14 protein-coding genes are annotated in these 12,961 nt (G+C 68.9%); 7 read left to right on the top strand and 7 right to left on the bottom strand.

Features of this window, described 5'->3' with window-relative positions:
• Positions 1-138: 138 nt before the first annotated feature.
• Entirely contained in the window at positions 139-1,137 is a 999-nt protein-coding gene (locus ACQ86G_RS11725) for a LysR family transcriptional regulator (protein ID WP_431260715.1), read from the bottom strand.
• Between the two features lie 156 nt (positions 1,138-1,293).
• Between ACQ86G_RS11725 and ACQ86G_RS11720 the strand changes: the two genes are divergently transcribed.
• From ACQ86G_RS11720 to ACQ86G_RS11710, 3 genes are all read left to right on the top strand, one after another.
• Positions 1,294-1,548, top strand: a complete 255-nt coding sequence (locus ACQ86G_RS11720; protein WP_431260714.1) for a hypothetical protein — start codon at positions 1,294-1,296, stop codon at positions 1,546-1,548.
• Between the two features lie 255 nt (positions 1,549-1,803).
• On the top strand, positions 1,804-3,063 hold the full coding sequence (locus ACQ86G_RS11715) for a Fic family protein (RefSeq protein WP_431260713.1): 1,260 nt from the start codon (positions 1,804-1,806) through the stop codon (positions 3,061-3,063).
• 41 nt (positions 3,064-3,104) lie between these two features.
• Positions 3,105-3,950: a phosphatase PAP2 family protein gene (locus ACQ86G_RS11710; protein WP_431260712.1), complete on the top strand. Its 846-nt coding sequence runs from the start codon at positions 3,105-3,107 to the stop codon at positions 3,948-3,950.
• Here the strand turns inward: ACQ86G_RS11710 and ACQ86G_RS11705 are convergent.
• The 4 genes from ACQ86G_RS11705 to ACQ86G_RS11690 all read right to left on the bottom strand — a co-directional run bounded on the left by ACQ86G_RS11705 (position 3,920) and on the right by ACQ86G_RS11690 (position 7,854).
• Complete coding sequence (locus ACQ86G_RS11705) at positions 3,920-4,711, bottom strand: metallophosphoesterase family protein (protein WP_431260711.1); 792 nt, start codon at positions 4,709-4,711, stop codon at positions 3,920-3,922. The genes ACQ86G_RS11710 and ACQ86G_RS11705 overlap by 31 nt on opposite strands.
• Entirely contained in the window at positions 4,708-5,730 is a 1,023-nt protein-coding gene (locus ACQ86G_RS11700) for a diacylglycerol/lipid kinase family protein (RefSeq protein WP_431260710.1), read from the bottom strand. The genes ACQ86G_RS11705 and ACQ86G_RS11700 overlap by 4 nt, the downstream gene beginning before the upstream one ends.
• Positions 5,731-5,834: 104 nt before the next feature.
• Positions 5,835-6,848 (bottom strand): aldo/keto reductase, encoded by a 1,014-nt coding sequence (locus ACQ86G_RS11695; protein WP_431260709.1) that lies wholly within the window; start codon positions 6,846-6,848, stop codon positions 5,835-5,837.
• A gap of 37 nt (positions 6,849-6,885) precedes the next feature.
• A complete protein-coding gene (locus ACQ86G_RS11690) occupies positions 6,886-7,854 on the bottom strand; it encodes a LysR substrate-binding domain-containing protein (RefSeq protein WP_431260708.1) in 969 nt (322 codons plus the stop codon).
• A gap of 111 nt (positions 7,855-7,965) precedes the next feature.
• Here ACQ86G_RS11690 and ACQ86G_RS11685 point away from each other — a divergent pair, with 111 nt between their 5' ends.
• Entirely contained in the window at positions 7,966-8,712 is a 747-nt protein-coding gene (locus ACQ86G_RS11685) for a sulfite exporter TauE/SafE family protein (protein WP_431260707.1), read from the top strand.
• Positions 8,709-9,041, top strand: a complete 333-nt coding sequence (locus ACQ86G_RS11680; RefSeq protein ID WP_431260706.1) for a hypothetical protein — start codon at positions 8,709-8,711, stop codon at positions 9,039-9,041. Before ACQ86G_RS11685 ends, ACQ86G_RS11680 begins: the two co-directional genes overlap by 4 nt.
• A gap of 23 nt (positions 9,042-9,064) precedes the next feature.
• On the opposite strand, the gene ACQ86G_RS11675 is transcribed toward ACQ86G_RS11680, so the two are convergent.
• Positions 9,065-9,493: a hypothetical protein gene (locus ACQ86G_RS11675; RefSeq protein WP_431260705.1), complete on the bottom strand. Its 429-nt coding sequence runs from the start codon at positions 9,491-9,493 to the stop codon at positions 9,065-9,067.
• A 278-nt stretch (positions 9,494-9,771) separates the two neighbouring features.
• Positions 9,772-10,197: a hypothetical protein gene (locus ACQ86G_RS11670; RefSeq protein WP_431260704.1), complete on the bottom strand. Its 426-nt coding sequence runs from the start codon at positions 10,195-10,197 to the stop codon at positions 9,772-9,774.
• Positions 10,198-10,399: 202 nt separating this feature from the next.
• Here ACQ86G_RS11670 and ACQ86G_RS11665 point away from each other — a divergent pair, with 202 nt between their 5' ends.
• Both ACQ86G_RS11665 and ACQ86G_RS11660 read left to right on the top strand, forming a co-directional pair.
• A complete protein-coding gene (locus tag ACQ86G_RS11665; protein ID WP_431260703.1) occupies positions 10,400-11,425 on the top strand; it encodes a LacI family DNA-binding transcriptional regulator in 1,026 nt (341 codons plus the stop codon).
• 236 nt (positions 11,426-11,661) lie between these two features.
• Positions 11,662-12,960 (top strand): ABC transporter substrate-binding protein, encoded by a 1,299-nt coding sequence (locus ACQ86G_RS11660; RefSeq protein ID WP_431260702.1) that lies wholly within the window; start codon positions 11,662-11,664, stop codon positions 12,958-12,960.
• Position 12,961: the final 1 nt, after the last annotated feature.

The following is a 12,961-nucleotide window of genomic DNA, read 5'->3' as shown; positions in this document are numbered from 1 at the left end:
TGTAGGCGCCCCGTCCGCCGGACGGAAGGAGACAAAAGCTGCGAAGGGCCGCAGGGATAACCGGGTCCCGGGCGGCAGCGACGCCGGCCCGGTCCTTCAGGTTTCCTTCAGTTTTTTCAGGCCTCCCTCAGTCCTTCGTCAGATCGCCGCCGTGGTCTGCGGCAGCGCCCGCGCGCCGGCGGCGATGACGTCGGAGATCTCCCCGATCACCTGCCGCAGCCAGCGCTGCGCGGGATCGGGCTCGGCGCGGACGTGCCAGACCTGGCTGATGTCGATGCCGCGCAGCGCGAACGGCAGGTTCCGGCAGGCGAGCTGGCCCGCGAAGCCGGTGGCCGGCACGAAGCTGTCCGGCAGCACGGTGATCAGGTCGGACTGCTGCACGGCCATCGTGCCGGTGAAGAAGCTGTTGACCGTCATCGCCACGTGCCGCTTGCGGCCGATCATCGCCAGCGCGTCGTCGACGAAGCCGTGCGCCCGGCCCGCGAAGCTCACGCGCAGGTGCGGCGCGGCGCAGTAGGCCTCCAGCGTCAGGGCGCCGGGCTCGGCCAGCGGGTGGTCGGCGCGCATGACGCAGACATACCGGCTCGCGTAGAGCGCCTCGCGCCGGAAGGCCGCGCTGTCGTCCTCGACCAGCAGCTGCTCAGTCAGGTCGGGGAAGAAGCCGATCGCCAGATCGGCCCAGCCCTGCTCCAGCAGTTCCCGCGGGTCGCGGGTGGTCAGCGGCACGACGCGCAGGCCGACATGGATGCCCTCCGCCAGGAAGCGCCGGCTCAGTTGGGGCACGACCAGCGCCGCCGTCGCGTCCGCCATGGCCAGCGTGAAGCTGACCGTGTTGCCGGCGGCGCGGGGGTCGAAGACCTGCGGCTCCAGCGCCTGCTGCAGCGCCGACAGCGCCCGGCGGACCACCGGCCAGAGGGACTGGGCATGCGGCGTGGGCTCGACGCCGGTGGAACTCGGGATGAAGAGTTCCTCGTGCGTGGCCTCGCGCAGGCGTCGCAGCGCGTTGCTGACGGCCGGCTGGGTGATGGCCAGCCGGTGGGCGGCCCGGGTGACGTGGCGTTCCTCCATCACCACGTCGAAGACGCGCAGCAGGTTCAGGTCCAGCGTCCGGAAGTTGACGGGGCGAGGGGTGCTCATGGGCCGGATGCTAATTCCGTCACGGGTCATTTCCGGCAGTGATGACGCGATTCCCAAGTGCAATTGGCGTGCCCTACGTAAAAACCGCAATATCTCGTCCATGGCGCCACGGCCACCCGCCAAGCGCCACCGAACATCACCCCAGAAGGAACCGCCATGACCACCACCACGCTGAATGTCCAAGTGATGGCTGCCGACGCAGCCCGGGCTCGCACCGCGAGCGCCGCCGGCGAGCGTCTGGTGGGCCTGGTCCTGCGCGCCGGCCACGCCGTCGTCGAATTCGTCCACACCTCCATCGAGCTGCGCCCCCGCGAAGCCGTCCTGCGCGCCGCCGCCGAGCAGTCGGCCGAGCGCCCGGACCTGGCCTTCTCGCTGCGCCGCGTCGCCCGCAACGGCTGGATGATGTACTGAACCGTGTTTCTTCAGGACGCCTGACCAGCGTCCCTCCTGCAAGGAAAAGCCGGGCCGCGAGGTCCGGCTTTTTCTTTGTCGCGGGGAAGCCGCACCCGGGTGTCGGGAGACAGCCGGACTAGCAAATCCAAGGGAGTGTGCGAGTCGTGATCCGTCAAACGCGGGAACGATGAGCCGCCTTCCCCGGCGTTTTGATCAAGGTCAAGCCCTTCGCAAAGCAGCATCGACGCCTTGTTGTTGAAAGCGAGGCAAGCGATGGAATTCCTGAACGATGTGGCGCGGGAGCCGCCCCGCCATGACCCGGCGGGCGCGGGATATGGACCCGGAACCGTCAACTCGACGCGACGCGTCGTGGGGGTGTCCGAGCCGGACTCCACCTACCTCGCACCTCGACCCAAGCCGCCGAACTGGTCGGAGCGCTCTGGTCGGGTCTTCGACTTCCTGGACACCCCGGTCGATCTCCGGGACAAGGTGCCTTACCGCCGCGAGTTTCTGGACAACTACGACCCCAATGTCGATTCGCTGCTACCGACCCAGCTTGCAGACAGCCTGTACAGGACTGCGCACTGGGAGAACGGCCCGCATCATTTCTACGGCGCCGTGACGCTGATGACCGAGTTCATAACGGAACTCTGCTGGTCGTCCTCGAAGCTGGAAGGTTGCAACTTCACGCTCGCGGAGACAGCCTCCATCATGCGTCTGAACGAGCAACTGGCGACCGCGTCCGCCGAACAGAGCGGCGACATGCGCATCGTCCTGAATCACAAGCGGGCGCTGGAGCTGATCGCATTCGATGCGCCGCGCCGCGTGAGCTTCGAATTCCTTCTGCGCCTTCAAGGTTGCCTGATCGACGGTCTCCAGCCCCCGGCGCTTTGCGGTCGGGTGCGGAACATCGTGGTCCAGGTGACCGGCACGGCCTACACCCCGGGCGGCATTCCGGTCCAACTCGAAGAGCTGCTCCAGCAGATCGCCGTCAAGGCCGCCGCGATCCGGAACCCCGTCGAGGCCGCCTTCTTCCTGTGGGTTCACATTGCCTATCTGCAGGCCTTCTCCGACGGGAACAAGCGCACCGGTCGGCTCGCCGCCAACCTGCCTCTCCTAACGGGCCACTGCGCGCCGCTCAGCTTCGGAGGCGTCAAGGCGCACGACTATGCAGTCGCCATGCTGGGCGTCTACGAGCGCCAGGATGTCTCCGTCGCGGTAGACCTGTTTGAGTGGATGTATCGACGCTCGATGCAGAAGTATCCGTGGATGCTGGCGGAGAGCGGATCAAGGAAAGATCCCCGGTACTCGCGCTTCTATCGGCAGCTGAGCCCCGCCATGCGTGCGGTGGTCGTCGACCGGAAACCCGCCGGCACCGCCGCGTCCGAGCAGCAAGTTCCTGTCGGGGACGAGGCGATGTTCCTGGAATTCCTGCTCGATGAACTCGCAGGCTTGTACGAAGGCAACTGCAGGCGTCACGGGCTCTCGCAGGAACAGGTCACGACGTGGTTCGACGTTGGGCGTCCTCATTGAACAGAGCGGCAGGGCATTCACGTGCCCTGCACAATCGACGGATGTCCCACGTCTCCCTTCTAGATGCCGCCGGCTTCGCAGGCGCGAATGCGCTGGCGATCTACGGCGCGCTGCTGGTCCTGGTCACCGGCACGACCTGGCTCGTCGCGCGCGCCTTGCTGCCGGACCGTGGCGGTCAGGCCGCCGCGCCGGAGCCGCTCTCCCCGGTTTCGCTGCTGCTGCGCTTCGCCGCCGGCTTCGCGTTCCTCATCGGCGGCGCGATGCTGTTCGCCGAGATCGCCGAGGAACTCCACACCGAGCAGACGCTCGGCCAGCTCGACGAGGCCTTCATCGTCGCGATGATCGAGCACGTGCCCGACCTCGCGCTGCACCTGTTCTACCTGATCACCTTCGTCGGCAACCGGGAGACGCTGATCGCCCTCGGCATCGCAGTGACGGTGGGGTTGCTGGTCCTGCGACGCCGCGGACTGGCGCTCGGCTGGGCGCTGGCGATGCTGGGCAACGCCGCACTGAATCCGGCCCTGAAGCAGATCTTCGAACGCGCCCGCCCGGTTCACCCGACCCACTGGCTCACCGAGGACGGCTTCAGCTTCCCCAGCGGCCACAGCTCCGGCTCGGTGATTGCGATGGGCATGCTGGCCTACCTCGCCGTGCGCCTGCTGCCCAGGCGCTGGCACGTGACGGCCTGGATCGCGGCCGCCGCGTTGGCCTTCTCGGTCGGCGCGAGCCGCATCTTCCTGCGCGTGCATTTCCCCAGCGACGTGCTGGCGGGCTTCGCCTCCGGCGCGGCCTGGCTCACCGTCTCGATCGTGAGCATCGAACTGGCGCGTTGGGCGCGGCGGAGACGCACCGGGCGTCAGGCCAGCGGCGTCGAGTTCACGCGCTGAAAGAGCCCCGCCGTCTCGTCGACGTCCCAGCGTTCGACGACGGCCGTGCGCGCCGGTCCGGTCCGGATCACGTTGACCGAATTCGGGATCCCGCCGCGCACGCGGATGCTCAGCGCGGTGCCGGCCTGCACTGCCCAGACCGGGTGCGGCAGGTCCGTCCTTCGTTCGTGCAACGGCAGCACGTAGGGCAGATGGATATGGCCGCCGACCACGGCATCCGCGCCGGCCTCCGACCAGCGTCGCACCGCCTTCGCGTGGCCGCGCAGCAGGTTGGACACATCCACGGTCTTGATCACCGCCACCGGCTGGTGCACGGCCACGAGCCGCACCTGACCGGGCTTCGCCCGCGCGAGCCGTTGCGCGGTGCGCTCGATCTGCGGGTCGGAGACCTCGCCGTTCTTGTGCCGGTAGCGGCGCGTCGTGTTGAGCGCGACGACCAGAAGATCGTCCGTTTCGAACTCGCCGTCCTCGGCGGGACCGAACGCGCGTTCGTAGCGCTGGTAGGGATGCAGCAGGCGCGTGGCCACGGCGTACAACGGGATGTCGTGATTCCCGGGGATGACCAGCCGCGCCGGCACGCCGAGCTTGTCGACGAAGGCCTTCGCGCGCGAGAACTCGATCGGCCGCGCGCGTTGCGTGATGTCGCCGGTGATGAGCAGCAGGTCGGGCTTCAAGTCGCCGCACAGCCGCTCCAGCGCGCCGACCGCCATCGGCCGCTCGGTCCCGAAATGCGGATCGGACATCTGGAGCACGACCGTCATCGGTCCGATCCGGTCGTGGCGATGTCGGTCTCGGCGCCGGAGGCAGCGGCGATGGCGGCCTGCGCCTGCCGACGTTCCTCCGACAGCCCGTCCGGCCGGATCAGCATCAGCGGCTGCGGGGCGACCTCGAAGCGCACGGGCAGGCGCATCCACAGCACCTCGCCGTCGGTCGCGACCTTCACGCGGCGCGCGCCGAAGCGTCGGCTGCGGACGGTCAGGCGGGTGAAGGGGAAGTTGACGATCTGGTCCGCCTCCGCCAGCTTGCCCATCGCGCCGCGCGCGAGCAGCTTCAGCAGTCCCCAGCGGCCGACCGGCTTGAGCATCACGCCGGCCAGCTCGCCGCGATCGATCGCCTGCGCCTCCGGCAGGCCGACCTGCTCCATCTGGAGCGCGTTGTTGCCGACGAACACCGTCGGCGTACGGACCTGTCGCGGCTGCCCGTGCATCTCGATGGTCAGACCGAGACTGCGGTGGCCTCGCAGGATCGTCGCCAGCACCGCGCCGACGGCGATCAGCCGGCTGCGTCCGAACTGCCGCTTCCAGACCTCACGATCCTCGAGCGACTGGGAGTAGAGCCCGAGGCTCGCGTTGACGTTGAAGACCCGGTCGTTGAGCAGGCCCACCTGGACCGGCGAGGGCTGCTCCTCCAGCAGCACGCGCAGCGCGCCGTCGAGGTCGGACGGGATCCCGTGCGTCCGGGCGAAGTAGTTGAAGGTGCCACGCGGCAGCACGCCGAAAGTGCAGCCGCTGCCGAGCACTTCCTGCACGACGCCGTTGATCGTGCCGTCCCCGCCGGCGGCGACGACGACGCCATCCACTTCCCGCGCGCGACGCACCGCTTCGCGGGCCGTCTCGGCCAGCTTGCCGGGCGCTTCGATGGGGAGCAGATGCACCTCGCGGCTGGCCGCGCGGCAGGCGGCCTCGACGGCGGGCCCGACTTCATCCCGGTTGCCCCGGCCCGAGGCGCGGTTGAACACGACGAAGAGCGGCGGAAGGCGGGACGCGGACGGCTGGGGCATGGGCGAGGAGGCGCGCGGCAAGGCGGAAAGCTGGAACGATAACCGTCCCGGCAAGCCGGACGCCCGCCCGCAGCCTCCGGCGCGGGCCTCGGGTGCCGCGCTCCTTACACGCCGCCGGGCAGCGGTGCGTCCGGATGCACCAGCCGGGCCTGGCGCAGCTCGCGCCAGAAGTCGACCGGGACCGTCTCGTTCAGCGCGGCGCGGTCCTCGGCGAGGCGGCTCGGCTGGCTGGCACCGGGAATGACGGCAGCCACCGCGGGATTCGCGAGCGAGAACTGCAGGCCCGCGGCCTTCATGCTGATGCCGTGGCGGTCGGCGATCGCCTTGATGCGGGCCACCTTGTCGAGGATGGCCGGCGTGGCGGGCGCGTACTCGAAGTTCGGTCCGCCGACCAGCGCGCCCGAGCTGTACGGGCCGCCGACGACGATGCCGAGTCCCTGCGCGGCGACCTCCGGCATGAGACGCTGCAGCGCGCGATCGTGATCGAGCAACGTGTAGCGGCCCGCGAGCAGGAAGCCGTCCGGCCGCGCGCTGTCCAGCGCCATCACCAGCTCGATCGGCTCGACGCGGTTGACGCCCAGGCCCCAGGCCTTGATGACGCCCTCGTCGCGCAGCCGGTCCAGCGCCTTGAAGGCGCCCTTGCGCGCGCCTTCGAACACGCCCAGCCACTCGTCGCCGTAGAAGTCCTGCGCGACGTCGTGCACCCAGACGATCTCGATGCGGTCGGTCTTCAGCCGCTTCAGGCTGTCCTCGATCGAGCGCAGCGTCGCGTCCTCGGAGTAGTCGTTGACGATCTTGTTGGGGCGGCCGTACTTGAAGACGTCGCCCTTCTCGCCGTTGTCGCGGGCGCTGACGTCCTCGACCTCGTCGAGGATCAGGCGGCCGACCTTGGTGCTGATGACGTACTCGTCGCGCGGCCGGCCGGCGAGCGCGTCGCCCATGCGGATCTCGGCCAGGCCGGCGCCGTAGAACGGCGCGTTGTCGAAGTAGCGGATGCCGTCGTTCCAGGCGGCGTCCACCGTGGCACGGGCTTCGGCCTCGGGAATGTCGCGGAACATGTTGCCCAGCGGCGCGGTGCCGAAGCCCAGCTTGCCGGGGAGAAGGTCTTTCAGAGCCATGGGGTGTCCTTTCGGGAAAGAGTGACCTGCTCCCAATCTAGGGGCTCAGCGGCGATTCATGAAATTGAATCGGTGAACTGCTGATATTCGCGTCGTTCATCAACGCCGCTACCAACGCCGTCACACCCGGCTGTTCCGCGGCCTGCCCCGAATGGCAGAGCATCAGCGTGCGCAGCGCCCACGGTTCATCGAGACGGGCGATGTGGACGCCCGCCGTCCGCTCGCGCTCCGCCGCGCTGCGCGACATCACCGCGACACCGGCGCCGGCCTCGACGAGCCGGACGACTGCTTCGAAGCCCGAGACGCGCACACGGTGATGCGGCACGCGGCCGCTGCGCGCGGCCTGCGCCAGCAGGAACCGGCTCAGGCCGCTGTCGGCACCGAGTCCGACGAAGGGACGATCCAGCAGCTCGATGAAGCGCACGCGCTTCGGCGCGCGACCGCGCTTGACCACGGGCAGCAGCGCGACCAGTTCGTCCTCCACCCAGGGCCGGGCCGTCAGGCCCGTCGTGTCGACGTGGTTGGTGACGATCGCGACATCGGCCATGCCTTCGCGCAGAGCCTGCAGCGCGGCATCGCTGGGCATCTCCTGCAGTTCGACGTCGATGTCCGGATGGTCCGCGAGAAAGCGGCCGAGCCGGGGCGGCAGCGCCTCGACCAGGGCCGCCGTGTTGCCGAGCAGGCGGACCGTGCCACGCAGCCCGCGGCCGAAGGCCGACATCTCGATGTGCAGCGAATCCAGCTCGGACAGCACCCGCCGGGCCTGGCGCGACAGCGCCCGGCCCGCGTCGGTCGCCACGACGCCCGCCTTGGAACGGTCCAGCAGGCGCACGCCGACGCGGTGCTCGAGCCCTTTCAGACGCGCGCTCGCCGCCGCGAGCGACAGGCTCATCGCCGCCGCGCCGGCGGTGATCGAGCCGTGCGCGACGACCGCCTCGAACAGCTGCAGGTCGAAAGGGTCGACGCGATAGTCGATCGGGCGGGCGGTGGCGCGCGTTGCGGTCATCGAGGCTTTCCGGATCTTGGAGGTCTTCGAACTCATCCTCTTGCGAACACGAAGGATATCCGCCGTACATCGAGATCGACAGCCTCGCGGCCCGCCTCGAAGATGCGCCGCATGGCTTCCACCTCCTTCGCGGCGCTCGCACCCTGGCTCGGCATCGGGCTGGTCTTCGTCCTGGCCGGCGGCGTCAAGGGCGTCACCGGCATGGGCCTGCCGACCGTCGCCATGAGCCTGCTCGGCCTGTGGATGGCGCCCGCGCAGGCGGCGGCGCTGCTGGTGATGCCGTCGCTGGTCACGAACATCGCGCAGTGCCAGGGGCCTGCCTGGCGCCGCATCGTGACGACGCTGTGGCCGGTGTGGCTCGGCATGGTCATCACAACGGTGTGGGGTCCCGACCTGAGTTCGATCGCACCGATCGACGCGCGGCTGGCCCTGGGCGTCATCCTCGTCGTCTACGGCTTGTGGGGCCTGTGGAAACCCGTCGTCCCGCAGGTCTCGCCGCACGCCTGGTGGATCGGCCTGGCGGCCGGACTCGCGACCGGTTTCGTCACCGCGTCGACCGCCGTCTTCGCGCTGCCGCTGGTGCCCTACCTCCAGGCCCTGCGGCTGGACAAGGACACGATGATCCAGGCGCTCGGCCTGTCCTTCACCGTCGCGACGCTGTCGCTGGCCGCGCGGCTGCATTCGTTCGAGAGCGGTTCCGTGCTGTCGGTGTCGTCGCTGGTGGCGCTCGCCGCCGCCTTCGCAGGGTTGGGCGTCGGCGCCGCCGTGCGGGCGCGGATCAGCGCGGCGACCTTCCAGCGCGCGCTGTTCGTCGTGTTCATCGCGCTCGGTGTCGCCAACATGTGGCGGGCGCTATGAACGCGGACTCTCGCTACCCACGCGACCCGCTTCATCCGCATCGCGACGAGCGATGCGAACTGGCCGCGCTGCTGGAACGCGCGTACCGGCTCGCGCTGTGGCTGCACGATGCGGAGCGGGTGGACCGGTCGAACGACACCGTGATCGCGGACGACCCCGTCGACTCGCCCGCGGCCTTCGCGGTGCATGTCGCTTCGTCCGAACTGGTCGATGTGCTCGACGAGGCGCGCGCCCGGTTGGTCGCTGGACCTTGCCACACGATTCAGCCGACGATCAGCGCCATCGAAGCGCGCTTGCCGGCTCGCTCATCCGCTCCGCCGGATCGTTGATCGACGCACCCGGGTCACGCCATTCAGACGGCGCGATGCAACGGGAGGCGCCGGCAATGCAGCGCCGACGCCGCATCCACATATCGCCAGGACTTCACCACGAAGGTCTGGCTGTCCATCTCGAGCACGAACTGGCATTGCTCGTTCAGTCCGTACTGCACGGTCCTCGTCGTTCCGTCGTCGCTGAGAAGCGTTCGACGCGCCCACAGCGCACCGTTGAAGTCGCCGACGTAGACGCCGACTGCAGCATTCAGCTCCGGTTCGATATCGATGGTGGAGGCGCAGCCGACCGCTGCGGCGCACAACGCCAAACGCACGACAGCCCGCGCACTTCGATCTTTCATATCGAACTTGACACCGTTTCGAAAGCGACTTTGCTGCCTCGATTCTCCCGCGAGACCATGACAAGGCACGGGCGCATCAGCCTCACGCTGATCATGTTGTCTCAGCAACAGATGCCGCAGATGTCGTAGTTCCCGCGTCGATCCGGAGAGCGGTAGCCGGTGCGTGGACCGGGAGGGTCAGGCGCAACAACACCAGGAACACCCGCACGTACGCGAATGCCGATCCCAGGCTGGATAACAGTCGATTCACGTTGCACCGTCCGCACGTTGGAGTTGCCGATCAAGTTCACTCATTCAGTTCGGTGGCATGTCCGTCTCGGAAGGCGCCTGGATCAAATGCCTTCGGTCACGACGCAGCGAGCGCCGCGAACTCCGGCTCGATCGCATCAGGATAGACCAGCCGCCGAGAACAGCGCACCGCCATGGACCGCGAGCAACAGGACCAGCGTCGGCATGGCGGCGATGGCCACCTTGCCCGCACCGCCCCGCCGAGTGGCAAGCAGGATCACGACCAGAGCGGCAAGCACGCCCCAAGGCAGGTTCCGCGTCCATCCGTTCCGGAGTTCGTCCTTGAAGGCGTCTCTCGAGACATCGCGCCGAGCTTCCTCCAGCTCCTGTTCCGCGAGACGCTCCACGCGATCGAGCTCTTCCCTCGAGTGAACCCGCCCCGCCATCGGCGGCGTCACTTCCGAGCCGGTGCGAATCTCCGATGTGCCTGTCACGGCAAGGAGCCCGCTGACGAGGACCGCGCCGATCATGGCGACGAGCCCCCACGCGAACGCTACGAGAAAAGGTGCAATGCGGATCGTCATGCGCGAGTGGGGCCGATTCGAATCAATGGGGTCGCTTGATGCCGATCGGCGACCGGGCTCCCACGGCAGCAGCTTACCGATCTCCTGTCGAGGCCGTTTCCGGTCGCCAGCCCAGCGCGCGACTATCGCCCGCAGGCTCGCTTGCCTCCGCCCCGCAACCGTCCCTTACACTCGCCGCGCAACGACAACGCTATCCCCCTTCATGAAGAGCACCAAGTCCGCCCGCACGCCGCCCTCCAAGGTGACGCTGGGCATGGTCGCCGAAGTCAGCGGGGTCTCGCCGAGCACCGTCTCGCGCATCCTCAACGGCACCGCCGTCGTCAGCCAGGAGAAGAAGGACGCCGTCGACCGCGCGATCGCGGACCTCGGCTTCGTCCCGAATCCGATCGCCCGCGTGCTGGCCGGCGGACGCTCGCTGAGCGTCGGCGTCGTGACCCAGGCGATCGACAGCCCTTATTACGGCGTCGCGCTGCGCGGCATCGAGGAAGTCCTCGACGCCGCCGGTTATGTGCCGCTGTTCGCCAGCGGCCACTGGAATGCCAAGGAAGAGCAGCGCTGCATCGACACGCTGCGCGCGCGCCGCGTCGACGGGATCATCGTGCTCACCGGCCGGCTCAGCGACGACTCGCTGCGCAAGCTCGCCAAGGAGCTGCCGGTCGTCGTCACCGGCCGCACCTTGAAGGCGCCCAGCCTGTACGCGCTGAACTTCAACGATTTCGAAGGCGCGCGGCTCGCCACGCATCACCTGCTCACACAGGGCCACCGCAAGATCGCGTTCATCACCGGCGACCCGGTCCACCCCGATGCGCAGGAGCGTCTGAAGGGCTACCGCGCGGCGCTGGAAGCCGCCGGCGTGAAGTACAAGCCGGCGCTGGTGCTGCCGGGCCTGTTCCAGGAAGACAGCGGCGTGATGGCCGTCGAGCGCCTGATCGACAGCAGGGAGCCGTTCACCGCGATCTTCGCGGCGAACGACCAGATGGCCTTCGGCGCGTCACTGGCGCTGTACCGCCGCGGCCTGCGTGTGCCGGAGGATGTCTCCATCGTCGGCTTCGACGATCTGGCCGGCGCCGCGCACTGCATCCCGCCGCTCACCACGATCCACCAGGCCGGTCTCGAGCTCGGCCGCTGCGCCGCCCAGGCGCTGCTGGACCTGCTCGGCAACAAGCTCCCCACCGTCCAGCTCCCCGAGCCCCGGCTGATCATCCGGTCATCGACACGCGCGCTCTGACGCCAGAGCCCTTCCCCAAAGTCCTCGGTGGCAAAACCGTGGAAGTGCGGTGGTGATGAGGGACGGCTGGGCGTGGGGTTCGGACGCTTGCCGTCCGGGCCCCATGCACAGGCGGCCGACGCCCCGGTCGAGGCACACGGGCCACCTCCCTAGCGATAACCCTGGTACGGTCACGCTACGCCTTTCGCTATCATGAAAGCGCTTTCATAAACAGAACGACGACGGAGACAGACAGCATGCGGCAGTGGGCCCGATGGCTATCGGCGGTTGCTTTGACCCTGGGCGCGTCCCAGGCGGGGTCGGGCGTTGCCGCGCAGACGTCCACACCGGCAGCGGTCCCGTCGACAGTCACGACCACGCTGACCGTCGCGGCCTTCCCCGCCATCGACGAGATCGTCCGCAGCGCCCTGCCGGCCTGGAAGGCGCTGCATCCCGACGTCGACGTGAAGATCGTGAGCCGCGAGCTCAACGACCACCACACCGCGATGACGACGGCCTTGTCGACCGCCAAGGGCCTGCCCGACGTGATGGCGCTGGAGGTCGGTTACCTCGGCCGCTTCGCGCAGGGCACCGGGCTCGAGGATCTCTCCGTCCCGCCCTACAACCTCAGCGTCGACAAGTCGCGCTTCGTCACCTACGCCTTCGACCAGGCCACCACGCCCAAGGGCGCGGTGCTCGCCGTGCCCACCGACATCGGCCCCGGCGCCCTGCTCTACCGCACCGACCTGCTGGCCAGGGCCGGGCTCAAGGAGTCCGACCTGACCACGAGCTGGGAGGGCTACGTCGCCGCCGGCGTGAAGATCAAGGCCGCGACCGGCGCCTACCTGATGGCGCACGCCCGCGACATGAAGGACATCCTGATCCGCACCGGCCTGGAGCCGGGCGAAGGCCTGTTCTTCGACAAGGACTCGCGCCCGCTGGTGAACACGCCGCGCTTCGTCCGCGCCTTCGAGCTGGCCCGCGCCGTGCGCCGCCAGCAGCTCGACGCCAAGGTCATCGCCTGGTCCTCCGACTGGTCCGAGGGCTTCAAGCGCGGCGGCATCGCCACGCAGATGTCGGGCGCGTGGCTGGCCGGCCACCTGAACACCTGGCTTGCCCCCAGCACCCGCGGCAAGTGGCGCTCGGCGCAACTGCCCGAGGGCGCCTTCGCGGCCTACGGCGGCAGCTTCTTCGCCATCGCCCGCCACGGCGACGCGGCCCGCAAGCCGATGGCCTACGAGTTCATCCGCTTCATGACGATGAACCGCACGCAGCAGCTCGCGGCCTTCAAGGCGCAGGACGCCTTCCCCGCGCTGATCGACGCGCAGACCGACCCCTTCTACGACCTGCCCCTGCCCTTCCTCGGCGGCCAGCAGGCCCGCCGCGACTGGCGCGAGGCCGCGGACCACATCCGCGCCTTCCCCGTGCACAAGCAGGACAACTTCGCCAAGGAAGTGATCGACACCGAACTCGACAAGGTGCTCGACCGCGGCAAGGACATCCCCACCGCCCTGGCCGACGCGCAGCGCCTGCTGCTGCTGCGCGCGCACCGCTGAC

The sequence above is a fragment of the Roseateles chitinivorans genome (assembly GCF_050632145.1).
GTDB classification, from domain to species: domain Bacteria; phylum Pseudomonadota; class Gammaproteobacteria; order Burkholderiales; family Burkholderiaceae_C; genus Roseateles; species Roseateles chitinivorans_B.
The sequence above is the reverse complement of the archived record's forward strand: the minus strand, read 5'-3'. Positions and strand labels throughout refer to the sequence as shown.

What these genes read in the sequence shown, in the direction of transcription:
- ACQ86G_RS11725 (WP_431260715.1), bottom strand. Translation starts at nt 1,137, where the DNA reads ATGAGCACCCCTCGCCCCGTCAACTTCCGGACGCTGGACCTGAACCTG.
- ACQ86G_RS11720 (WP_431260714.1), top strand. Translation starts at nt 1,294, where the DNA reads ATGACCACCACCACGCTGAATGTCCAAGTGATGGCTGCCGACGCAGCC.
- ACQ86G_RS11715 (WP_431260713.1), top strand. Translation starts at nt 1,804, where the DNA reads ATGGAATTCCTGAACGATGTGGCGCGGGAGCCGCCCCGCCATGACCCG.
- ACQ86G_RS11710 (WP_431260712.1), top strand. Translation starts at nt 3,105, where the DNA reads ATGTCCCACGTCTCCCTTCTAGATGCCGCCGGCTTCGCAGGCGCGAAT.
- ACQ86G_RS11705 (WP_431260711.1), bottom strand. Translation starts at nt 4,711, where the DNA reads ATGACGGTCGTGCTCCAGATGTCCGATCCGCATTTCGGGACCGAGCGG.
- ACQ86G_RS11700 (WP_431260710.1), bottom strand. Translation starts at nt 5,730, where the DNA reads ATGCCCCAGCCGTCCGCGTCCCGCCTTCCGCCGCTCTTCGTCGTGTTC.
- ACQ86G_RS11695 (WP_431260709.1), bottom strand. Translation starts at nt 6,848, where the DNA reads ATGGCTCTGAAAGACCTTCTCCCCGGCAAGCTGGGCTTCGGCACCGCG.
- ACQ86G_RS11690 (WP_431260708.1), bottom strand. Translation starts at nt 7,854, where the DNA reads ATGACCGCAACGCGCGCCACCGCCCGCCCGATCGACTATCGCGTCGAC.
- ACQ86G_RS11685 (WP_431260707.1), top strand. Translation starts at nt 7,966, where the DNA reads ATGGCTTCCACCTCCTTCGCGGCGCTCGCACCCTGGCTCGGCATCGGG.
- ACQ86G_RS11680 (WP_431260706.1), top strand. Translation starts at nt 8,709, where the DNA reads ATGAACGCGGACTCTCGCTACCCACGCGACCCGCTTCATCCGCATCGC.
- ACQ86G_RS11670 (WP_431260704.1), bottom strand. Translation starts at nt 10,197, where the DNA reads ATGACGATCCGCATTGCACCTTTTCTCGTAGCGTTCGCGTGGGGGCTC.
- ACQ86G_RS11665 (WP_431260703.1), top strand. Translation starts at nt 10,400, where the DNA reads ATGAAGAGCACCAAGTCCGCCCGCACGCCGCCCTCCAAGGTGACGCTG.
- ACQ86G_RS11660 (WP_431260702.1), top strand. Translation starts at nt 11,662, where the DNA reads ATGCGGCAGTGGGCCCGATGGCTATCGGCGGTTGCTTTGACCCTGGGC.